The organism is Nocardioides sp. NPDC087217 (assembly GCF_044744805.1).
Taxonomy (GTDB): Bacteria; Actinomycetota; Actinomycetes; order Propionibacteriales; family Nocardioidaceae; genus Nocardioides.
Genome location: NZ_JBIUZB010000005.1, coordinates 311,476 through 331,412, shown reverse-complemented (window position 1 = coordinate 331,412; position 19,937 = coordinate 311,476). Strand labels below are relative to the sequence as shown.

Sequence of the window (19,937 nt, the reverse complement as noted above, 5' to 3'; positions counted from 1 at the left end):
CGTTCGTCTCGTGGGCTCAGCCGAGCCCGAGGTCGGTCTTGATCTCCAGCAGTCGCCGCAGCGCCTGGTCACGGCGTCCGACGAGGTCCTCGGCAGAGGTGCCGTCGAGCTCCTCGTCGACCCCGTCGACCAGCTTCTCGACCAGCCCTGCGGTGAGCTCCGGATGACCGAGGTCGTCCCACCATTCGACCATCGGCGGGCCGAGATGCTCGAGCACGTGCCCGAGCCCGCCCGGGCCGCCGGAGAGGTGCTGGGTCGCGAAGGGGCCGAGCAGGGACCAGCGCAGCCCGGGGCCGTCGGCGATCGCGGTGTCGATGTCGGCGACCGAGACGATGCCCTGGTCGACGAGGTGGTACGCCTCGCGCCACAGCGCCGCCTGGAGCCGGTTGGCCACATGGCCGGGCACCTCGCGGCGGATGTGGATAGGACGTTTGCCCAGGTGGCGCAGGGTCTCCAGAGCCGCCTCGACGGCCTCCGCCGACGTCGCCGATCCACCCACGACCTCGACCAGCGGCACCAGGTGCGGCGGGTTGAACGGGTGCGCGACGAGCACCCGGTCCGGGTGGCGCCTACAGGCGTCCTGGAAGGTGCTTGGCATCAGGCCCGAGGAGCTGCTGGTCAGCAGTACGTCGCCCGCGGCGGCCGCGTCGAGTGCGGCGAAGATCTCGCGCTTGATCTCCAGCCGCTCGGGTCCGCTCTCGAGCACCAGGTCGGCGGCCGCGCCGACCTCCGCGAGGCTGTTCGCGAACCGCAGCGATCCCTCGGGGAGCTGCGCCCGCAGCCGCTCCTCGGCGCCTTCGGCCGGATCCCAGGCGACGACGTCGAGCCCGTGCTCGATCCCGAGCACCACCCAGCTGACCCCGATCGCGCCGGTTCCGACGACCCCGAGCGTACGAACGTTCTCTCCGCTCCTCATGCGGTCCTCCTGCTCAGCGCGCCCGAGGTCGCCAGCGCGACGAACGGGTCCAGGGACGCCGGGTCGGCGAGCGCGTCCCGGCTAGCGACGTCCTCAGGACGTACGCCCTGCAGGATGCGCTTGGCCGGCAGCTCGAGCTTCTTGCCGGTGAGGTTGCGCGGCACCGCGGGCACCTCGATCACCTGGTCGGGGATGTGCCGCGGGGAGAGCGCCGACCGCAGCGCCCGGACCAGTCGGGCCCGGAGCGCGTCGTCGAGGCGGGTGCCCGCGTCGGTGACCACGAAGAGCAGCAGCTCGCCGTTGCCCCCGTCGGGGTCCTCGAGGTGGACGACCAGCGAGTCGGCGACCCCGTCCACCTCCTCGGCGACGCGGTAGAACTCGGCGGTGCCGAGGCGTACGCCGCCGCGGTTGAGGGTCGCGTCGGAGCGGCCGGCGACGTGGCAGCTGCCGTTGTCGTGGAAGAGGATCCAGTCGCCGTGGCGCCACACGCCGGGATAGTGGTCGAAGTAGGCGCTGCGATAGCGGGAGCCGTCGTCATCGCCCCAGAAGCCGACCGGCATCGAGGGCATCGGCGAGGTGATGACGAGCTCGCCGAGCACGCCTGTGACCGGGCGGCCGGACTCGTCGTAGGCGTGGGCGTCGACGCCGAGGCAGCGGCCCGAGATCTCGCCGGCGTAGACCGGGAGCAGCGGGTTGTTCTGCACGATGCCGGAGCAGACGTCGGTGCCGCCGCTGCCGACGTTGATCTGCGCCCCCGGAAGCTGGTCCCGCAGCCAGGCGTAGCCCTCGGGCGGGAGCGGCGCCCCGGCCGAGCCGAGGACGCGAACCCGCAGGTCACCAAGGTCCTTCAGGTCGACGTCGGCCTTGCGGCAGGCCATCACGAAGCCCGGGCTGGCACCCATCACCGTTGCCCCCGTCGACGCCGCGAGCCGCCACTGCCAGGTCAGGTCGGGATGCATCGGGTTGCCGTCGACCATGACGATCGAGGAGCGGACCAGGAGCGAGGAGACCAGGGCGTTCCACATCATCCAGGCGGTGGTGGAGAACCAGAGCATCCGGTCCGCGGGCCCCACGTCCCACGAGAGCGCATGGTTCTTGAGGTGCTCGAGCAGGATGCCGCCGTGGCCGTGGACGATCGCCTTCGGCCGGCCGGTCGTGCCGGAGGAGAAGAGCACCACCAGCGGGTGGTCGAAGGGCACCGGCTCGAAGACGAGCTCCGCCTCGGGCTCCGAAGCGAGCAGCGAGGTCCAGGAGAGCGCGTGCTCGACGCGATGCGGGCCGTACTCGACATCGACCACGTGGCGCACCGACGGCAGCTCGGCCCGAATCTCAGCCACCTGGGAACGCCGGTCTATGTCCTTGGCCCCGTAGCGGTAGCCGCCGGCGACCAGCAGCAAGACCGGCTCGATCTGGGCGAAGCGGTCGATCACGCTGCGCGGCCCGAACTCGCTGGCGCAGCTCGCCCAGGTCGCGCCCAGGCTGGCGGTGGCGAGATAGGCGACCAGTGCCTCGGGGATGTTGGGCAGGTAGCCGGCGACGCGGTCGCCGCGGCGTACGCCCAGCCTCGTAAGCGCCGCCCGCGCCCGGGCCACCTGGTCGCGCAGGTCGGCGAAGGTCAGCTCGATGTCGTCACGCGTCTGCGACCGACCGAGCACCGCGACCCGGTCGAGATCCTCCTCGGTGCCGAGCGCGTGCTCGGCATAGTTGAGCAGCGCTCCCGGGAACCAGCGCGCTCCGGGCATCTCGCGCGAGGCGAGAACGGTGTCGTACGGAGCGTGCGACCGCACCTCGAAGAACTCCCACACCGCCGACCAGAAGCCGTCGAGGTCGGTCACCGACCAGCGCCACAGCTCCTCGTGGGTGGTCATCTCCAGGTCGCGCTCGCGGGCGAGCCAGGCGAGGAACTCACCGACGCGGGAGGTGGAGAGCACGTCGGCCGGGGGCGTCCAGACGATGTCGCCCTGCTCGATCTGCTGCTGGGTCGTGCTCACTGGTCCGTCACCTTCCTGGCCCGGCCGTCGAGGAAGTCCTGCATCCGCCCCTTCGCATCGTTGGTCCCCTGGGCGATCGCGGCCATCAGCGACTCCATCAGGAAGCCGTCGCGAGGGTTGGCCTCGGCGATACGCGGCAGCGCCTGCACCACGGCGAAGTTGGTCTGCGGCGCATTCTGGGCGATCCGGCCGGCCAGCTCGAGGGCTGTCTTGCGGCCGGTGCCGTCGGCGACCGCATACTGGCTCAGGCCCAGCCCCAGCCCCTCCTGCGCGTCGTAGCGCCGGCCGGTCAGCATCATGTCGGCCATCCGGGAGACCCCGATGAGCCGCGGGACGCGCACCGAGGCGCCGCCGCCGACGAAGAGCCCGCGCTGCCCCTCGGGCAGGGCGTAGAAGGTGGACTCCTCCGCGACCCGGATGTGCGCGGCGGCGGCGAGCTCGAGCCCGCCCCCGACCACGGCGCCCTTCAGCGCCGCCACGACCGGGACCGGCCCGAACTCGATCTTCTCGAAGACCCGGTGCCACATCCGCGAGTGGCTGACCCCGGCGAGGGTGTCCCGCTCGGTCATCTCGGACAGGTCGAGCCCGGCGCAGAAGTGGTCGCCGTCCGCGTCGATGACGACGGCGCGTACGTCCGGCTCGAGGCCATCGAAGAACCGCTCGATCCCGAGCACCGCCTCGTCGCTGAGCGCGTTCCGCTTCGCGGGCCGGGCGAGCGTCAGCACCGCGATGTCGTCGACACGCTCTGCCCGCAGGGCATCGGGCAGGGGGGTTCCGAGCATGATGAACTCCTCATGATTGACAGGAATCCTGATAATCGCAGAAGTAGGCGCCTCCCGCAAGCGAAGCGATGCTTGAATGACCGCATGACCGACGCACCCCTGCTGCTCTACGTCGTCAAGCAGCTCGAGCTCGCGACCCGAGCCCGCCTCGACGCCGTCCTGAAGGAATCAGGGGTCACGGCCCTGCAGTACACCGCCCTCTCGGTGCTCGAGCGCCGCCCCACGATGAGCGCCGCCGACCTGGCTCGCGCCTCGTTCGTACGCGCCCAGTCGGCCGCCGATCTCATCGGCGCCCTCGAGCGCCGTGGCCTCATCGAGCGTCGCATCGACCCCGACAACCGGCGCCGGATGCTGATCAGCCTCACCACCGAGGGCCGCGCCTTCCTTGACGCGTACGACCCGCGCGTCGAGGAGCTCGAGGAGCAGATGCTGGCCGAGCTCGGACCCGAGGACCGCGAGTCGTTCCGTGCGTTCCTCGACACCGCACGCCGGGCGCTTTCCTAGTCAACGATCTCCATCCCGCGCGGAGCGAAATTAGGCTAGCCTCACCTTATGAGACCCCGCCTCGTCGCCGCCACGGCCGCCGCCCTGGTCCTGGCTCTGTCCGCCTGCTCCTCCGACATCGCCGACGACGACGGCGCGAAACCGGCCTCGGGTGCGTCCTCGGTTCCCGACGGTCCGTGGAGCTTCACCGACGGATCGGGTGAGGTCGTGAAGCTCGACGAGGCACCGACCCGGATCATCGCGCACGCGCCGGCGGCCGCCGCGCTGATCTCCTACGGCATCCGCCCGGTCGGCATCTACGCCGACGAGCCGGTCGAGACCGACCCGAACCTGGACGGCGTGGACCTGACCGACATCGAGGTGCTCGGCGAGGAGTGGGGCTCGATCGACGTCGCCAAGGCGTCCACGCTGAGCCCGGACCTGATCGTCGCCGACTGGTGGCCGGCGGAGAAGGCCCACTCGGGGCTGGAGAACGGCACCAAGGCGAAGAGCAAGAAGCTCGCCGAGCTGGCTCCGGTGGTCGGCCCGTCCCAGGGTGGCTCGATCCTCAACCTCGCCGAGGGCTACGAGGATCTCGCCGAGAGCCTCGGCGCCGACGTCGAGAACTCCCAGGGCGCCAAGGACAAGGCGGCCTTCGAGAAGGCGCGCGACGGCTTCATCGCCGAGATGAAGGACAAGGACCTGACCGCGCTCGCGGTCTCCCCCGCCGACGACCTGCTCTACGCCGCCAACCCGGAGTACGCCCCGGAGCTGCTGGACTTCACCGAGTGGGGCCTGCAGGTGGTCACGCCGGACTCGCCGGACCCGGACTTCCCCTACTGGGAGAACCTGAGCTGGGAGAACGCCGACAAGTACCAGCCCGACGTCCTGCTGATCGACAGCCGCACCTTCGTCGACGCCAAGAAGACCGCCGAGGGCCAGCCGACCTGGACGTCGATCCGCGCGGCCGAGGCCGGCCAGGTCATCGAGTGGCCGGCGTTCTGGCTGCACACCTACGGCGACTACGCCGAGGCCCTGACCAAGCTGACCGCCGACCTGGCCGACGTCGACGACACCATCGGCGACTGACCCCGGCGGAGACCATCCGGTGACCAGTTCTGTCGCCACCGCGATACCCGCACCGGCACGACGGCGAGCCTCCGGGCTCGCCGTCGGACTGCTGCTGCTCGTCGCGCTCGTGCCCGTCCTCGCCTTTCTCAGCGTGACCCTCGGGTCGCGCGACATCGCACTGAGTCAGGTCCTCGACGCCTTCCGTCACTTCACCAGCGCCTCGTCGGTCGAGGACACCGTGACCGTACGTCTGCGGGTGCCCCGGACCGTGCTCGGGCTCCTCGCGGGCGCGGCTCTCGGGCTCGCCGGCACCCTGCTGCAGGGCCTGACCCGCAACGCCATCGCCGACCCGGGGATCATGGGCGTCAACGCCGGGGCGGCCTTCGCCGTGGTCGGCTCGATCACCCTGCTCGGCATCGACTCGCTCGGGTTCCACGTCGTCGCGGCGTTCGCCGGGGCGCTCGCTGCGACCGTGCTCGTCTACTCGGTGGGCTCGCTCGGACGCGACGGCGCGACACCGGTGAAGATGGCCCTCGCCGGGGCCGCGATCACGGCCGGGCTGACCGCGGTGACGACCGGGCTGCTGCTCACCGACCTCGACGCCCAGCAGCAGTACCGCTTCTGGCAGGTCGGCTCGCTGGCCGGCCGCTATGCCCCGATCGTGACGGGCGTGGCTCCGTTCCTGCTGGTCGGCATCGTCCTGGCGCTGCTGTGCGGACGCTGGCTCAACGCGCTGGCCCTGGGCGACGACGCCGCGCGCGGGCTGGGCGTCTCCCTGACACGTACGCGCATCCTGTCGTTCCTGGTGGTCGGGCTGCTCTGCGGCGCCGCGACCGCCGCGTGCGGCCCCATCGTCTTCGTCGGTCTGGTGGTGCCGCACGTGGCGCGGTTCCTCTGCGGTCCGGACTATCGCTGGGTCCTGCCCTACTCGATGGTGCTGGGTGCCCTGCTGCTGCTCGGCGCGGACGTCCTCGGCCGCGTCCTGGGCGGCACCGGAGAGCTCCAGGTCGGCGTGGTCCTAGGCATCATCGGCGCCCCGTTCTTCGTGCTCCTCGTCCGCTACGCCCGGCTGGCGGACCTATGAGCGTCATGCCCCAGACCGTCACGGCCCTGCGGCGTACGCGGCGCAGCCGTCGGGTCCGCGCGGGCGTCGTGCCTGTCGTCCTGCTCGTCGTCGCCGCCGTCCTGGCCCTGCTCACGCTCTGCTTCGGCTCGGTCCAGCTCAGCCTCGACCAGGTGCTGGCCTCGCTGCTGCACCTGCGCGACCACGCCGCGGTCGACTTCATCGTGCGCGACCTGACCGGGCCACAGGTCAAGGCGGCCGTGTGCGTCGGGCTGGCGCTCGGCGCCGCTGGCACGATCTTCCAGCAGCTGCTGCGCAACCCGCTGGCCTCGCCCGACTTCGTCGGCATCTCCGCGGGCGCGAGCGTCGCGGCCGTCGCGGGCATCGCGGTGCCCGCCCTCGGCGGGGTGAGCATCCCGCTGCTGGCCTTCGGCGGCGGCCTGGTCACGGCCGCCGTGATGTACGTCCTGGCCTGGCGCGACGGCATCACCGGCTATCGCTTCGTGCTGATCGGGATCGGCACCGCGGCGTTCTGCACCGGTGTCACCGGCTATCTCCTCACCCGCACCTCGCTCACCGAGGCCCGGGCCGCGCTGCACTGGCTGACCGGATCGATCGGGCAGGCCGGCGACGCGGAGAACAACGCGCTGCTGATCGCCATCGTCGTGCTCGTTCCGCTGGTGCCGCTGCTCCAGCGGCTGCTCCGCGCCGTCGAGCTGGGCGACGACACCGCCCGCGGTCTGGGAGTACGCATCGAGGCGACCCGGCTCGCCCTGATCGCGACCGGCGTCCTGCTGACCTCCTTGGCCACCGCGGTCGCCGGCCCGATCGCGTTCGTCGCCCTCGTGGCCGGGCCGATCGCCGACCGGCTGCTCGGCAGCGCCCGCGGCGGCATCGTCGCCGCCGGTGCGGTCGGGGCGATCGTCTGCCTGGTCGCTGACTACGTCGCGATGAACCTGCTGCCGGTCGAGGTCCCGACCGGTGTCGTCACCGGCGCCGTCGGCGCGCCGTACCTGCTGTGGCTCATCGCCACCACCAACCGGAGAGGGATGGGCGGATGACCGACACCATCAGGCCGCGGCTCGCGGCGCGCGAGCTGACGCTTGGCTACGACGACCGGGTGGTCGTCGACCGGCTCGACCTCGACGTCCTCGACGGGCGGGTGACGGCGATCGTCGGCGCCAACGCCTGCGGCAAGTCGACGCTGATGCGGGGCCTCGCCCGGCTGCTGCGTCCGTCCGCCGGCGAGGTGCTGCTCGACGGGACCCCGATCCTCGACCGCGGCTCCCGCGAGGTCGCCCGGATCCTCGGCCTGCTCCCGCAGAGCCCGGTCGCCCCGGACGGGATCACCGTCGGCGATCTGGTCTCGCGCGGCCGCCATCCGCACCAGGGCTGGTTCCGTCACTGGAGCGCGCGGGACGAGGAGGCGGTCGCCGAGGCCCTCGCGGCGACGGACACCGGCGAGCTCGTCGACCGCCCGCTGCGCGCTCTCTCCGGGGGCCAGCGTCAGCGGGTTTGGATCGCGATGGCGCTCGCCCAGCAGACCGAGCTATTGCTGCTCGACGAGCCGACGACCTACCTCGACATCAGTCATCAGGTCGACCTGCTCCGGCTGCTGCGTACGCTCAACCGAGAGACCGGGCGCACGATCGTCACGGTGCTGCACGACCTCAACCTGGCCTGCCGCTACAGCGATCACCTCGTGGTCATGGCCGACGGCCGGATCCTCGCCGAGGGGCCACCGGCCGAGGTGGTCACCGCGGAGGTCGTCGACAAGGCGTTCGGGCTGCCGTGCGTCGTCGTACCCGACCCGGTCGCTGGTACGCCGATGGTGGTTCCGGCGGGCGACTGAACCGCCGGCCTGGCCGGAGGAGACCCGGTTGAAGGTGGCGACGCCGGCCACGATGAGGGCCAGTGCGACGGCGAGGCCGACACCGATGCGCTCCCCGAAGATCGGCACGGCGACGACGGCGGTCAGCACCGGGCTCACCGCGCCACCGACCGACGCCCGTCCGCTGCCGAGCGCCTTGACGGAGAAGGCGTAGCAGAGCGTCGACATCAGACCGGTCCCGATGCCCTGGAGAACGGTGAGGAGCAGCACGTCGTCGAGCTCAGCGGTGCCCGCGAGCAGGTGCGACGGCATCGCGCCGAACGACGTCAGGACGAGCGCCGTCAGGCTCGAGACGGTGCACACGGTCAGCACCATCTGCAGGAGCGTCAGGCTCGTACGCTGCAGGCCGGTCGTGAACACCGCCCAGGCGAACCCGCCGACGAGCAGCAGCCCGACCCCGCCCAGCGAGGCGCCTCCGCCGACCAGGGAGCCACTCACCGCCACACCTGCCGTGATGAGTCCCAGCGCGACCACCCGCCGCGGCGACATCGAGGCCCGGCCACGCGCCAGCGCGAGCAGCGTGACGAAGAGCGGCACCGTGCCCGGGACCAGCATCCCGGTGAGCGCGGCACTGGTCAGCTGGGCGCCGAACGCGAACACGAGGAAGTGCGGCAGCCCGCCGACGAGCAGCAGCGCGAGGACGTACGGCCGCTCGCGGCGTACGGCCCTGAACGTGCTCGGCAGCAGCGGAGCCAGCAGGACCACCGGCGTCGCGAACCGGAGGAACGCCGCATCGGCGACGGTCAGGCTCGACCCACCGATGCCACGCGTGCTCAGCGCGAACGACGACCACAGCACCACCGTCATCCCCAGCGCCGACCATCCCGCCAGCGCCCGATTCCCACCACCCGGTTGCATCCCCATAGCGCGCCACGATAGGAAAAACCGAGGCGCACATGATTGCCTGATCTGCCACGTTCGCCCGTCTCGGTGGCAGAATCTGCCAACATGCGTACGATCGACGAGACCGACAAGCACATCCTCTGGGAGCTGCAGCAGAACGGCCGCCTGACCAACCAGGAGCTCGCCGACCGCGTCGGCCTCTCCCCCTCGCCGTGCCTGCGCCGCGTACGAGCCCTGGAGGATGCCGGCGTGATCAGCGGCTACCGCGCCGTCGTCGACCCGCACACCGTCGGCATGAACATCACCGCGTTCGTACGCATCAAGATGGCCACCCACACGACCGACGCGGTCGAGACCGTCGAGGAGCACCTCCGCGCCATCCCCGAGGTCACCGAGGCGTACGTCCTGGCCGGCGACCACGACTACCTGCTGAAGGTCGTCACGCCGTCCTTCGAGACCTACGAGAGGTTCCTGCGCGACAACCTCCGGACCATGCCGGCGCTCGCCTCGATCGAGACGACCTTCGCGTTCGGCAACACCAAGGAGAGCTCCCCCCTCCCCCTCGGCTGACAGGCCAGGGCCGTGCGTTCCGCAGACCCATAACAGGCCGTTGTCTCTTATTAAGTGACAAAGCGACACGGTGAGCCGTATTCTGGCACTTAATAAAGGACATACGGACATGACTTCACTCTTCGGCACGCCAGACCCCGATCTCGAGGACCAGCAGGTCATCGAAGAGATCCACCACGTCCGCGCCTCCCTCGCGGACTTCTTACGCGCGCCCAAGCGCTGGAACGGACTGCTGCGACGCACCTCGACGGCGCGCGCGATCCAGGGTTCAAACACCATCGAGGGTTACACCGTCAGCCAGGAAGATGCCGTCGCCGCGGTCGACGACGAGCCTCCACTCAGCGCAGACGAGGAGACCTGGCTGGAGATCCTCGCGTATCGCCGCGTACTCACGTACGTGCTCAACGTGGCGACCGAACCGGGCTTCGTCATTGACGACTCGGTTCTGCGGTCGATGCATTTCATGCTCCTCGACCACGATCTCTCCAAGGCGCCGGGCCGATACCGCACCAAGGAGGTGTTCGTCCGCGACGACAGCAGGGGCATCAACGTGTACGAGGGTCCTGACAGTGAGTCGGTGCCCCACCTCATGCGGGCCTTGTCGGAGTCATTGTCGACACCGCAACCGGATGATCCTCTCGTACGAGGGGCGATGGCTCACCTGAACCTCGTCATGATCCACCCGTTCCGCGACGGGAACGGGCGCATGGCGCGCGCCTTGCAGACGATGGTGCTGGCTCAGGACCAAGTTGTGGAGCCGACCTTCTCGAGTATCGAGGAATGGCTCGGCCACAACACCCAGGACTACTACGACGTCCTCGCTGCGACCGGTCATGGCGCATGGAATCCCGGAAACGACGCGACACTGTGGGTGAAGTTCAACCTGCGCGCGCACCACATGCAGGCTCAGACCATGCGGAGGCGATTCAACGAGGCCGAGATCCAGTGGCAACGGATCGACGAGCTCATCGCGAACCACCGATTGAGCGAACGGGTCGGCGCCGCCCTCTTCGACGCATTGATCGGACTTCGGGTGACTCGTCCGTCCTACGTGAAGCTCACCGAACTCGACGAGCGCACTGCGACCCGAGATCTCGTCAACGCCGCCAACTTGGGACTGTTGGAGGCTCGCGGCGAGCGGCGTGGCCGTCACTACGTCGCCGGCCATCCTCTACGCGAGGTCCAGGCGCAGCTGCGTGCCGAGCGCAAGCCTCTCGAAGATCCGTACCCGACCCTCACGGCCGAGATCCGCCGCGCACTGCCGTAGCTGGCCGATGAGCGAGTTCAGTCGGCCTCGAAGGAGCCGTGACGCCCGGCTCCACCGGCGAACCGGGTCGCGCCCGCGACGGTGTCCGCGGTCACCGAGACGACACCATGGGCGTACTCCACGGCCAGGGCGTCCTGCTCGCTGAGCCCTTCCTGCTCCAGCACGGAGAGCCGGTCGTGGCGCATGCAGGTCTGCGGGAAGGCGGCGAGATGGCGGGCCAGATCCTGCGCGGCCGCGAGGGCATGGCCGGGTGGGACGACACGGTTGGCCAATCCCATCCGCAGGGCCTCCTCCGCCCCGACAGGACGGCCGGTGAGGATCAGGTCCATGGCGTTGCTCGCGCCGATCAGCCGCGGCAGCCGGACCGTTCCGCCGTCGATCAGCGGTACGCCCCAGCGCCGGCAGAAGACGCCGAAGACCGCGTCCTCCTCCACAACCCGCAGGTCGGCCCAGATCGCCAGCTCCAGGCCTCCGGCGACGGCGTGGCCGGCGACAGCGGCGATGACGGGCTTGCCCAGCCGCATCCGCGTGGGGCCCATCGGGCCGTCCCCGTCGGGCTCGAACCGGTTGGGGTCACCAGCGGCGACCGCCTTCAGGTCGGCGCCGGCGCAGAAGTTGCCGCCAGCGCCGTGCAGCACCGCGACGGCAGCATCGGGATCGGCGTCGAACTCCTCGAACGCTGCCACCAGGGCCTCCGCCGTCGCGCGGTCGACGGCGTTGCGTACCTCCGGACGGTTGATCACGACCGTGGTGACCGGACCGTCCTTGGCGACCTCGACCGTCATGCCGGGAGCGCCCGCTCGAGGATCGCATCCAGGTCGCCGCGGGGCGACAGCGTGCCGAACGCGCCGCCCCAGTCGCGGCCGAGGCGCGAGGAGCAGAACGCGTCGGCGACCGGAGCCGGTGCGTGCCGGACGAGCTGCGAACCCTGGAAGACCAGGGCCATCTGCTCGACGATCCGCCGGGCGCGGAACTCGAGGTCGTCGAAGGAGGTGAACTCCTTCTTCAACCGGTCCAGCGCGGCGTCGTATCGGGCGTCGGCCCCGGAGGCGAGCTCCGCCTCCGCCACGAACGCGTCCAGGGTGTGCGGCTCCTTCGCCAGCGCTCGCAGGGCGTCGAGCGCTGCCACGTTGCCCGATCCCTCCCAGATCGAGAGGAGCGGCATCTCGCGGTAGATGCGCGCGACGTCGAAGTCCTCGATGTAGCCGTTGCCGCCCAGGCACTCCAGGGCCTCGTTGACCATGAACGGCGCCCGTTTGCAGACGTAGTACTTCGTGACCGCCAGCGCGATCCGGCGCAGCGCGGCCTCGCCCTCGTCCCCGCGGATCGCCCGGTCGTTGGCACCTGCCAGCCTCAGCATCGCCGTCGTCGCGGCCTCGGACTCGACCTGCAGGTCCGCGAGTACGTTGCGCATCGCCGGCTGCTCGATCAGCGGCTTGCCGAAGGCGCTCCGGTGACGGGCGTGGTGGGCAGCCATCGTGAGCGCGGTGCGCATGCCGGCCGAGGAGCCGATCACGCAGTCGAGGCGGGTCATGTTGACCATCTCGACGATGGTGCGGACCCCGCGACCCTCCTCGCCGACGAGCCAGCCGGTCGCGGCGTCGTACTCGATCTCGGAGGAGGCGTTCGACCTGTTGCCGAGCTTGTCCTTGAGCCGCATGAAACGCATCGCGTTGCGCTCGCCACCGGGCAGTACGCGCGGGACGAGGAAGCAGGAGACGCCGGCGGGCGTCTGGGCGAGGGTGAGGAACAGGTCGCTCATCGGGGCGCTGGTGAACCACTTGTGGCCGCGCAGGACATAGGTGCCGTCGGTCTGCGGCGTCGCGGTCGTCGTGTTGGCGCGTACGTCGGAGCCGCCCTGCTTCTCGGTCATCGACATCCCGGCGATCAGACCGCGCTTGGTCTCCGGGTCGCGCAGCCCGAAGTCGTACTCCCGATTGGTCAGCAGCGGCTCGAACCTCGTCGCCAGGTCCGGGTTGGCCCGCAGCGCCGGGACCACCGCGTAGGTCATCGAGATCGGACAGCCGTGACCGGCGTCGACGTTCCAGGCGTAGAACTTGGCGGCCCTCGCAACATGGGCGCCGGGCCGGTCGTCTGCCCAGGGCGCGGCGTGCAGACCGTGCTCGACCGCGGTCTGCATCAGCTGGTGGTACGCCGGGACGTACTCGACCTCGTCGACGCGGTGACCGTAGCGATCATGGGTGTGCAGACGCGGGGGCACCCGCTCGGCGAGCCGGCCCCAGTCCTGCGCCTCGGCAGTGCCGGCGAGGCGGCCCAGCTCGTCGATCTCCGGCAGCGCCCACGCAGCGCTCTCGCGCTCGAGACCCTCCCGCAGGACCGGGTCACCGGCCGTGTTGTGGCCCACCAACGGCGGGACCTGGTTGGTGACCACATGGGTGGAGTGGGCCTCGTGCGTGCTGGTCATGCGTTACCCCTTGCTGGTGGAGGGTGATCCATCACGATGTTACATATTCAGACACAGTCGTGTCGAGATATGTTGCATGAGAGGATGTCCGCGTGGCTTCCGTGCGCGATGAACTGGCTCCGCTCTCGGCCCGCTCCACCATCCTGAGCCTGATGCTCGGCGCCCACCCGAACCCGCTGACCCCCGCCGACCTCGCCCGCGCCGGCCAGTTCTTCGGCATCGCACCGGCGACCGTGCGGGTCGCTGCCACCCGCGCCGTCAGCGACGGCGACCTGCGCAGGACGGAGGCCGGCTACCGGCTCGGCGAGCGGCTCGTCCAGCGGCAGGCTCATCAGGACGAAGCGGTGCACACGGCGGACAGGCCGTGGGACGGCTCCTGGGAGATGGCCATCGTCGTCACCGCCGGCCGCCCCGGCCCCGAGCGCGCCGTGCTGCGCGATGCGCTCAAGGCGCACCGGCTCGCCGAGCTTCGCGAAGGGGTCTGGACCCGGCCGGCCAACCTTCGGCGTCCGCGTTTCTCGGATCCGGTCCTCCAGGCCTTCACGGCGACACCGGAGCAGGATCCGGTAGAGCTCGCCGCCTCGTTGTGGGATCTCGGCGCCTGGGCACGCGAAGGCGAGCGTCTGCTCGAGCTCCTGTCATCCACGCCCCAGCCGGCGCTCCGTCTCGCCACGGCCGCCGCGATCGTGCGCCACCTCAGCGACGACCCGCTCCTCCCCGTCGAGCTCCGCCCGGCGAACTGGCCGGCGGCGGACCTGCGCGAGACCTACCGCGCCTACCAGCGCGAGCTGAGCGAGCTCGCCGCACTGCCGCGTTGAGCGGGATTCACGCGTTCCGCATGACGCCGGTCTCCACGTCGATTGGATAGGTTGCGATCGTGCCATCTGTCGAGCTGGCACGAATCGCGCTCGGCCGAGATCAGCGGCCTCAACGCCACATCAAGGAGATCGAGATGGACCTGATGGAAGTCACGGAACGAGCGAAGCTGCGTCGTGAGGACGCCGCGGCTCGCCTGCATGCCCTGGCCGACGCGCTCGCCCGCAACAACGAGATCGAGTTCGAAAGAGAAGGGCTGCGCTTCAAGGTGCGCGTACCCGACGAGGTCGACTTCAAGCTGGAGGTCGAGATCGGGGACGACGAGCGCGAGCTCGAGGTCGAGCTGAAGTGGTGACAGGCTCACCCAGCTGAAACGGCGCGCTCGATCGGCGAGACCTGGGTGCTCAGCAGGTTTCCTGGACGTCCGTGATGAGAGTCCGTACGTCGCTCCCGAACGCGGAAAGCGCGGTCGCGGCGGCGCTCAGCGTGGCGGCGGAAGCACTCGCCTTGGCCGCGTCGACGCTCGCCGACAGCGCGTCGTAGCTGGCCTGGACGGTGTCGATCTGGCTGGAGAACTCGGCCTTCGCGTCTGCCTTGACGTCGGACAGATCCGACCCGACAGCCTCGAGTCCGCTCTCCAGGTCGCCCAACGCGCCTGAGGAGGACACGTCGATGTCCCGCACCTCGTCGACCGACGCCTCGAGGTCGTCGACGGAGCTGCACACAGCAGGTTGGTCCTCACCGCAGCCGGTCAGCGGTGTGGCCAACGCCAGTGTCATGACAGCGACGGGGATGAGCTTCATGGAGACTCCTTCGATGGGTTGCCCGCTGAAGGGGATCTGGCGCGGCCCCCGAACGACGTGAGGACCATCATTCGCGCGGAAGGGTCCACGGTCGTCACCCAGAAGACGTGAACATCACCCACCGACCTTCAGCCACTCTGGGCGACGACCCTCCCGTCATCGACCGCACGACGCAGTGCTGCGTAGTCCCGCTCGTTCTGGTCGGCGTAGGCCTCGGCGAACGTCGAGATGGCCCGATCGAACCGGTCACCAGAGCCGAGGTAGCTCGCGATGGCGACCGGGTCGCCGGAGCGTGCGTGGGCCCTCGCCAGCGTCCACCCGCACATCCGGGCGTACCCGGTCATGGCAGTGGGATTCATCGCCTCCACGATCGCCGAACCCTTGCCGTCCCACAGCTGCCGGACGAAGAAGTCTCGCTCGACGCCGTCGAAGCCGCTCGCCGTCACCCAGCCGAGCATCACGTCGCTCGCGGACTGCATCAGTCGCTGCCCCTCGACGACCCGCTGACCGTGGCTGGTGTACGCGCTCTTGCCGAGGAAGGGCTCCAAGACGGATGCCTGGGCCTCCTTGGCCTGGAGGAACAGCGGATCCTGGTCGTCGTTGCCGACCAGCAGCACGATCCAGGAGCGGGTGCCCACGCTGCCCACCCCGACGACCTTGCGTGCGGCGTCGGTGAAGCGAAACCCCTCGAGCAGGTGCCGGTGGTCCCCCGGCAGGGTCCGGCGGTAGATGTGCAGGATGGCATGGAGCGTGTCTTCGACCTCGTGAAACTCCTTGTCGGGCATCAGCTCCTGGATCCTGGCGATCATCGGAGGATCGTGGATCAGGCGCGGACGTCCATCCACGATCTCCACGAGCTTGGAGAAGGCCTTCAAGCTGTTCGTCGACCGGGCCTTGGCCATGTTCTTGCGGAAGCGCTTGAGCTGCTTGGCCGTGAACTGCGAGCTCAGCAGGGCCTCCAGCTCGTCGACATCCAAGCGGGCGTACCACACGTCGAGCTTGCGCATCCGCGCCAGATCCTGCATCGCCTGCCGGTAGGACGATGCCGCCGTCAGGTTGATGGTCCTGCGCTCGGCATCGTCGAACTCGCGGTCACGCCCCGCGACCGCGAAGCTGGCCACCATGCGCTTGACGTCCCACTCGAAAGGGCCGGGCAAGGTCTCGTCGAAGTCGTTGAGGTCGAAGACCAGGCGCCGGTCCGGTGCTGCGAACGACCCGAAGTTCGACAGGTGCGCGTCGCCGCACAGCTGGACCGTCAGGTCCGTGCGCGGCGCACTCGCCAGATCTGCCGCCATCAGGTAGGCGGAACCACGGTAGAACGTGAACGGGTCCGCCAGCATCCGGCCGTAGCGGAGCGGCACGAGCTCCTGCAACCGACTGCTTCCCTGCTCCTCGAGGAGACGGACAGGGTCGGCCCGGCCAGGCGCCGGATGCCACTCGCCGTGCACCGAACGCGGGACCTTCGCTCGCACCCCTCGGCCCAACGACGCCCGCTCCGCCAGGGTGAGGTGTTGGGGCCGACGTGCCTGGGTCTCGATCGAGCTCATCGGTCCATGTGACCTCAGCCGCCCGCCTTTGGCATCACGCAGCCTGTGTGACGCGTCGGAGGTCGGCAGGCGGGTAACGCCGCGTGGTTGCGCAGATCAGTAGTACCAGGGGTAGGGCGACCAGTCGGGCTCGCGCTTCTCCAGGAACTGGTCGCGGCCCTCCTGGGCCTCGTCGGTCATGTACGCCAGGCGGGTGGTCTCGCCGGCGAACATCTGCTGGCCGACGAGACCGTCGTCGAGGAGGTTGAAGGCGTACTTCAGCATCCGCTGGGCCGTGGGCGACTTCCCGTTGATCTTGCGGCCCCACTCGAGCGCGACGTCCTCGAGCTCGGCGTGCGGGACGGCGCGGTTGACGGTGCCCATGCGTACGCCGTCCTCGGCCGAGTACTCCTCGGCGAGGAAGAAGATCTCGCGGGCGAACTTCTGGCCGACCTGGCGGGCGAGGTAGGCAGAACCGTAGCCGCCGTCGAAGCTGCCGACGTCGGCGTCGGTCTGCTTGAAGCGCCCGTGCTCGGCGCTCGCGAGCGTCAGGTCGCACACCACGTGGAGGGAGTGGCCGCCGCCGGCGGTCCAGCCGGGGACGACACAGATGACGACCTTGGGCATGAAGCGGATCAGTCGCTGGCACTCCAGGATGTGCAGCCGGGCGAGCTTGGCCTTGTCGATCGGGGTCGGCTCCTCCGCGCCGGTCCGGCCGGCGGCGTACGCCTCGGTCTCCTCGTACTGGTAGCCGGCCTTGCCGCGGATGCGCTGGTCGCCGCCGGTGCAGAACGAGTGCTTGCCGTTCTTGGCCGAGGGGCCGTTGCCGGTGAGCAGGACGCAGCCGACGTCGGCGGAGGTCCGGGCGTGCTCCAGCACGCGGAGGAGCTCGTCGACGGTGTGCGGGCGGAAGGCGTTGAGTACGTCGGGGCGGTCGAAGGCGATGCGTACGGTGCCGTGCTCCTTGGCCCGGTGATAGGTCAGGTCGGTCAGATCCTCGAAGCCCTTCACCGCGTCCCAACGGGTCGGGTCGAACGTGTCGGAGACTCCCTCGATGGCGCTCATGGCCCTGAGGTTATCCGGCCCGCTGATCACAGGCTTGACCTTGCCCCCAGGGTCAAGGTCTACGGTCGTACGCGTGCAGATCAAGGAGCTCGCGGATCAGGCCGGCGTGACGGTGAAAGCCGTGCGCTACTACGAGTCACGAGGGCTGCTCACACCACGACGAGCAGGCAACGGATATCGGGACTATGCCGAGGTGGACGTGCAGGTGGTGCGGGAGATCCGCGCCTTGCTGTCGCTCGGCCTCACGGCCGAGGAGACGCTGCCGTTCGTCGACTGTCTGCGCGCCGGCAACGACCGTGCCGACCTGTGCCCGACCTCGCTCGAGGCCTATCGGCAGCGCATCGCCGAGATCGACCGGCGGGTGACCGAGCTGACCGCCCTGCGCGGCGAGCTCGCCGGGCTGCTGCACGAAGCCGAGTCCTATCGACCGAACCCAGATCGACCGAACCCTGAAGGAGAGAAGCGATGAGTCAGACCGCCGTGATCGAGGACATCACCGATGGCCGGTTCGCCGAGGACGTACTGATGTCCGAGACGCCGGTGCTGGTGGAGATCTGGGCCGAGTGGTGCCCGCCGTGCCGCCAGCTCGCACCGATCCTCGAGCAGATCGCCGAGGAGAGGGCCGGGAGCCTGCGGGTGGTCAAGCTCAACCAAGACGAGAATCCGGCCACCTCCGCCGACTATCGGGTCATGGCGGTGCCGACGATGCTCCTCTTCCGGGGCGGGGAGCTCGTGCTCCAGCTGGTCGGGGCGCGGCCGAAGTCGCATCTCGACCGCGAGATCGACAAGGCGCTCGCTTGATCCGGCCCTCTCGGAATAGGCGCCGCCGTGGCGTGTTGTAGTGGGCATGACCGAACTGCAAGGTGAATACGTCCCGAGCACGGCCGACTGGGTGCGCGAGCAGGTGGCCGCGTTCGAGGCCTCCAACGGCGCCGAGGCCAACGTCCTCGAGCGCGACGGCAAGCCGATCATCCTGATCACCAACCGCGGCGCGAAGACCGGCGCGATCCGCAAAACCCCGCTGATGCGCGTCGAGCGCGACGGCCGCTACCTCGCGGTCGCCTCGATGGGCGGCAGCGACAAGAACCCCGCCTGGGTGGCCAACTTCCGCAAGTACCCCGACATGGTGCTCCAGGACGGCGGCACCAAGAAGGCGTACGTCGCCCGCGAGCTCTCCGGCGCCGAGCGCGACGAGTGGTGGGACTACGCCGTGAAGACCTGGCCGACGTACGGCGAGTACCAGCCCAACACGTCCCGGATCTTCCCGCTCTTCCTGCTGGAGCCGGCAGGCGTTTAGCTCGCCAATTGACGGGTGTGTAACCGGGACAGTGCCACGGCTGTCGGTTCGCGACGCTAGGGTCTATGGCCATGCCGTTCCTGCTACGCGTCGAGCTGCCCGATGTCCCGGGTTCCCTCGGTCGCCTCGCCTCCGCCATCGGTGAAGCCGGTGGCGACATCGAGGCGATCGAGATCGTCGAGAAGAACAAGGTCGACGGCAGAGCCGTCGACGATGTGCTCCTCGAGACCCAACCGGGAACGATGCCGGACTCCATCGTGTCGGCGTGCAACGAGCTCGAAGGCGTGCACGTCGTCTGGATCTCCCGCTACGCCGCCGGCGGCAACCTCTTCCTCGACCTCGAGGCCGTCGAGGACCTCACCGAGAACGCCCTCGAGGCGCTCGACCGGCTCGTGGACGTGCTGCCCCTGACGTTCCGTGCCGACTGGGCCATCCGCGTCCACCGCGTCAAGGGCATCAGCCGAGCCACCGACGGCTCGCCCGAGAACGTCCCCTTCATCGAGCTCGACCGCCCCGAGCGGATCGAGGTCGAGGGTGAGGACGAGAACATGTTCGCCGGCGCCCGCATCGACGGCAACGAGATCGTCATCATCGGCCGTCGCGGCGGCCCCGACTTCCTCGACTCCGAGCTCGCCCGCCTCGGCCATCTCGCCTCCCTCGCCACCTCCATCGCGCGTTCGTGAGTGAGCGAGCCTCTGACGAGGCTGTCGAGCTGTTCCGGTTCGGCGGGCCTGACTCCCTCAATCAGATCGTGCTTCGGCTCGACGCCTTCCAGCCCCGCCTGGCTGAAGGTGCCATCGAGATCAGTGGCGGCGCATCGGGGTCGTTCCGAACTCTGGTTGCCGACCTTGATCTGGACGCCTGGCGCGAATGCCTCGACAACCTCGACATCGACCGCGGTGAGAACGGCGACCGCGTCGCATGGCGGGCGGGTGCGCGCGCGATCGAAGTGCACGTCGAGTGGGACTGGGAAGAGACCGTCACCGTCACCGTCACGGACCGAATGAGCGCAATGGTCAGTGTCTCCATGATGATCGAAGGCATCGATGACCGATGGTTCGACGATGCCTACGCGCGGCTCAACGCTGTCTACGCCCGGGTCGACCAAGCCGCGCTGTAACTCGAAGT

The 19,937-nt window shown here is 69.7% G+C and carries 22 protein-coding genes and 1 pseudogene; 14 read left to right on the top strand and 9 right to left on the bottom strand.

Features of this window, described 5'->3' with window-relative positions:
- Positions 1 to 16: 16 nt before the first annotated feature.
- Genes ACIO3S_RS22280 through ACIO3S_RS22270 form a run of 3 tightly spaced genes read right to left on the bottom strand, consistent with a single transcriptional unit; the run spans position 17 to position 3,689 of the window.
- Positions 17 to 916 carry a 3-hydroxyacyl-CoA dehydrogenase NAD-binding domain-containing protein gene (locus ACIO3S_RS22280; protein WP_400467889.1) on the bottom strand — a complete coding sequence of 300 codons (900 nt, stop codon included), beginning with the start codon at positions 914 to 916 and terminating at the stop codon, positions 17 to 19.
- A complete protein-coding gene (locus ACIO3S_RS22275; RefSeq protein ID WP_400467888.1) occupies positions 913 to 2,907 on the bottom strand; it encodes an acetoacetate--CoA ligase in 1,995 nt (664 codons plus the stop codon). Before ACIO3S_RS22275 ends, ACIO3S_RS22280 begins: the two co-directional genes overlap by 4 nt.
- Entirely contained in the window at positions 2,904 to 3,689 is a 786-nt protein-coding gene (locus ACIO3S_RS22270; RefSeq protein ID WP_400467887.1) for a crotonase/enoyl-CoA hydratase family protein, read from the bottom strand. Before ACIO3S_RS22270 ends, ACIO3S_RS22275 begins: the two co-directional genes overlap by 4 nt.
- Before the next feature lie 84 nt (positions 3,690 to 3,773).
- On the opposite strand from ACIO3S_RS22270, the gene ACIO3S_RS22265 reads away from it, so the two are divergent.
- The 5 genes from ACIO3S_RS22265 to ACIO3S_RS22245 are packed head-to-tail and all read left to right on the top strand — an operon-like array spanning position 3,774 to position 8,158.
- Positions 3,774 to 4,193, top strand: a complete 420-nt coding sequence (locus ACIO3S_RS22265; protein WP_400467886.1) for a MarR family winged helix-turn-helix transcriptional regulator — start codon at positions 3,774 to 3,776, stop codon at positions 4,191 to 4,193.
- A 48-nt stretch (positions 4,194 to 4,241) separates the two neighbouring features.
- The gene (locus ACIO3S_RS22260; protein ID WP_400467885.1) at positions 4,242 to 5,261 is read left to right on the top strand and encodes an ABC transporter substrate-binding protein; all 1,020 of its coding nucleotides are present in this window, start codon (positions 4,242 to 4,244) and stop codon (positions 5,259 to 5,261) included.
- 19 nt (positions 5,262 to 5,280) lie between these two features.
- Positions 5,281 to 6,327, top strand: coding sequence for a FecCD family ABC transporter permease (locus tag ACIO3S_RS22255; protein WP_400467884.1), 1,047 nt, complete (start codon positions 5,281 to 5,283; stop codon positions 6,325 to 6,327).
- A 5-nt stretch (positions 6,328 to 6,332) separates the two neighbouring features.
- Entirely contained in the window at positions 6,333 to 7,367 is a 1,035-nt protein-coding gene (locus ACIO3S_RS22250; RefSeq protein ID WP_400467883.1) for a FecCD family ABC transporter permease, read from the top strand.
- Positions 7,364 to 8,158 carry an ABC transporter ATP-binding protein gene (locus ACIO3S_RS22245; RefSeq protein ID WP_400467882.1) on the top strand — a complete coding sequence of 265 codons (795 nt, stop codon included), beginning with the start codon at positions 7,364 to 7,366 and terminating at the stop codon, positions 8,156 to 8,158. Before ACIO3S_RS22250 ends, ACIO3S_RS22245 begins: the two co-directional genes overlap by 4 nt.
- Positions 8,159 to 8,200: 42 nt before the next feature.
- Here the strand turns inward: ACIO3S_RS22245 and ACIO3S_RS22240 are convergent.
- Positions 8,201 to 8,686 (bottom strand): annotated as a pseudogene (locus ACIO3S_RS22240) (EamA family transporter); the annotation flags it as partial.
- Positions 8,687 to 9,145: 459 nt separating this feature from the next.
- On the opposite strand from ACIO3S_RS22240, the gene ACIO3S_RS22235 reads away from it, so the two are divergent.
- Positions 9,146 to 9,610: an Lrp/AsnC family transcriptional regulator gene (locus tag ACIO3S_RS22235; RefSeq protein ID WP_160026468.1), complete on the top strand. Its 465-nt coding sequence runs from the start codon at positions 9,146 to 9,148 to the stop codon at positions 9,608 to 9,610.
- Positions 9,611 to 9,680: 70 nt separating this feature from the next.
- Positions 9,681 to 10,877 carry a Fic family protein gene (locus ACIO3S_RS22230; protein WP_400467881.1) on the top strand — a complete coding sequence of 399 codons (1,197 nt, stop codon included), beginning with the start codon at positions 9,681 to 9,683 and terminating at the stop codon, positions 10,875 to 10,877.
- A gap of 17 nt (positions 10,878 to 10,894) precedes the next feature.
- On the opposite strand, the gene ACIO3S_RS22225 is transcribed toward ACIO3S_RS22230, so the two are convergent.
- Together ACIO3S_RS22225 and ACIO3S_RS22220 are read right to left on the bottom strand one after the other, a co-directional pair.
- Positions 10,895 to 11,662, bottom strand: a complete 768-nt coding sequence (locus ACIO3S_RS22225; RefSeq protein WP_400467880.1) for a crotonase/enoyl-CoA hydratase family protein — start codon at positions 11,660 to 11,662, stop codon at positions 10,895 to 10,897.
- On the bottom strand, positions 11,659 to 13,302 hold the full coding sequence (locus tag ACIO3S_RS22220) for an acyl-CoA dehydrogenase family protein (protein ID WP_400467879.1): 1,644 nt from the start codon (positions 13,300 to 13,302) through the stop codon (positions 11,659 to 11,661). Before ACIO3S_RS22220 ends, ACIO3S_RS22225 begins: the two co-directional genes overlap by 4 nt.
- 92 nt (positions 13,303 to 13,394) lie before the next feature.
- Between ACIO3S_RS22220 and ACIO3S_RS22215 the strand changes: the two genes are divergently transcribed.
- Positions 13,395 to 14,120, top strand: coding sequence for a PaaX domain-containing protein, C- domain protein (locus tag ACIO3S_RS22215; RefSeq protein WP_400467878.1), 726 nt, complete (start codon positions 13,395 to 13,397; stop codon positions 14,118 to 14,120).
- Positions 14,121 to 14,179: 59 nt separating this feature from the next.
- Positions 14,180 to 14,473: an amphi-Trp domain-containing protein gene (locus ACIO3S_RS22210; protein ID WP_400467877.1), complete on the top strand. Its 294-nt coding sequence runs from the start codon at positions 14,180 to 14,182 to the stop codon at positions 14,471 to 14,473.
- 49 nt (positions 14,474 to 14,522) lie between these two features.
- On the opposite strand, the gene ACIO3S_RS22205 is transcribed toward ACIO3S_RS22210, so the two are convergent.
- From ACIO3S_RS22205 to ACIO3S_RS22195, 3 genes are all read right to left on the bottom strand, one after another.
- The gene (locus ACIO3S_RS22205) at positions 14,523 to 14,921 is read right to left on the bottom strand and encodes a hypothetical protein (RefSeq protein ID WP_400467876.1); all 399 of its coding nucleotides are present in this window, start codon (positions 14,919 to 14,921) and stop codon (positions 14,523 to 14,525) included.
- A 128-nt stretch (positions 14,922 to 15,049) separates the two neighbouring features.
- A complete protein-coding gene (locus ACIO3S_RS22200) occupies positions 15,050 to 16,468 on the bottom strand; it encodes a DUF2252 domain-containing protein (protein WP_400467875.1) in 1,419 nt (472 codons plus the stop codon).
- A 96-nt stretch (positions 16,469 to 16,564) separates the two neighbouring features.
- Positions 16,565 to 17,512, bottom strand: coding sequence for a 1,4-dihydroxy-2-naphthoyl-CoA synthase (locus ACIO3S_RS22195; protein WP_400467874.1), 948 nt, complete (start codon positions 17,510 to 17,512; stop codon positions 16,565 to 16,567).
- A 73-nt stretch (positions 17,513 to 17,585) separates the two neighbouring features.
- Between ACIO3S_RS22195 and ACIO3S_RS22190 the strand changes: the two genes are divergently transcribed.
- The 5 genes from ACIO3S_RS22190 (at position 17,586) to ACIO3S_RS22170 (ending at position 19,929) form a co-directional block, all read left to right on the top strand.
- On the top strand, positions 17,586 to 17,981 hold the full coding sequence (locus ACIO3S_RS22190) for a MerR family transcriptional regulator (RefSeq protein WP_400467873.1): 396 nt from the start codon (positions 17,586 to 17,588) through the stop codon (positions 17,979 to 17,981).
- Positions 17,978 to 18,313, top strand: a complete 336-nt coding sequence (gene trxA / locus ACIO3S_RS22185) for a thioredoxin (RefSeq protein ID WP_400467872.1) — start codon at positions 17,978 to 17,980, stop codon at positions 18,311 to 18,313. The genes ACIO3S_RS22190 and trxA overlap by 4 nt, the downstream gene beginning before the upstream one ends.
- A 46-nt stretch (positions 18,314 to 18,359) precedes the next feature.
- Entirely contained in the window at positions 18,360 to 18,809 is a 450-nt protein-coding gene (locus ACIO3S_RS22180; protein WP_160026459.1) for a nitroreductase family deazaflavin-dependent oxidoreductase, read from the top strand.
- Between the two features lie 80 nt (positions 18,810 to 18,889).
- Positions 18,890 to 19,492, top strand: a complete 603-nt coding sequence (locus ACIO3S_RS22175; RefSeq protein WP_400467984.1) for an ACT domain-containing protein — start codon at positions 18,890 to 18,892, stop codon at positions 19,490 to 19,492.
- Positions 19,489 to 19,929, top strand: coding sequence for a DUF5959 family protein (locus ACIO3S_RS22170; protein WP_400467871.1), 441 nt, complete (start codon positions 19,489 to 19,491; stop codon positions 19,927 to 19,929). Before ACIO3S_RS22175 ends, ACIO3S_RS22170 begins: the two co-directional genes overlap by 4 nt.
- The last annotated feature ends 8 nt before the right edge of the window (positions 19,930 to 19,937 follow it).

Excerpts from the sequence above, each read along its gene's own strand:
- ACIO3S_RS22200 (WP_400467875.1), bottom strand. The coding sequence starts at position 16,468 with ATGAGCTCGATCGAGACCCAGGCACGTCGGCCCCAACACCTCACCCTG.
- ACIO3S_RS22245 (WP_400467882.1), top strand. The coding sequence starts at position 7,364 with ATGACCGACACCATCAGGCCGCGGCTCGCGGCGCGCGAGCTGACGCTT.
- ACIO3S_RS22260 (WP_400467885.1), top strand. The coding sequence starts at position 4,242 with ATGAGACCCCGCCTCGTCGCCGCCACGGCCGCCGCCCTGGTCCTGGCT.
- ACIO3S_RS22270 (WP_400467887.1), bottom strand. The coding sequence starts at position 3,689 with ATGCTCGGAACCCCCCTGCCCGATGCCCTGCGGGCAGAGCGTGTCGAC.
- ACIO3S_RS22250 (WP_400467883.1), top strand. The coding sequence starts at position 6,333 with ATGCCCCAGACCGTCACGGCCCTGCGGCGTACGCGGCGCAGCCGTCGG.
- trxA (WP_400467872.1), top strand. The coding sequence starts at position 17,978 with ATGAGTCAGACCGCCGTGATCGAGGACATCACCGATGGCCGGTTCGCC.
- ACIO3S_RS22180 (WP_160026459.1), top strand. The coding sequence starts at position 18,360 with ATGACCGAACTGCAAGGTGAATACGTCCCGAGCACGGCCGACTGGGTG.
- ACIO3S_RS22280 (WP_400467889.1), bottom strand. The coding sequence starts at position 916 with ATGAGGAGCGGAGAGAACGTTCGTACGCTCGGGGTCGTCGGAACCGGC.
- ACIO3S_RS22205 (WP_400467876.1), bottom strand. The coding sequence starts at position 14,921 with ATGAAGCTCATCCCCGTCGCTGTCATGACACTGGCGTTGGCCACACCG.
- ACIO3S_RS22195 (WP_400467874.1), bottom strand. The coding sequence starts at position 17,512 with ATGAGCGCCATCGAGGGAGTCTCCGACACGTTCGACCCGACCCGTTGG.
- ACIO3S_RS22220 (WP_400467879.1), bottom strand. The coding sequence starts at position 13,302 with ATGACCAGCACGCACGAGGCCCACTCCACCCATGTGGTCACCAACCAG.
- ACIO3S_RS22235 (WP_160026468.1), top strand. The coding sequence starts at position 9,146 with ATGCGTACGATCGACGAGACCGACAAGCACATCCTCTGGGAGCTGCAG.
- ACIO3S_RS22265 (WP_400467886.1), top strand. The coding sequence starts at position 3,774 with ATGACCGACGCACCCCTGCTGCTCTACGTCGTCAAGCAGCTCGAGCTC.
- ACIO3S_RS22225 (WP_400467880.1), bottom strand. The coding sequence starts at position 11,662 with ATGACGGTCGAGGTCGCCAAGGACGGTCCGGTCACCACGGTCGTGATC.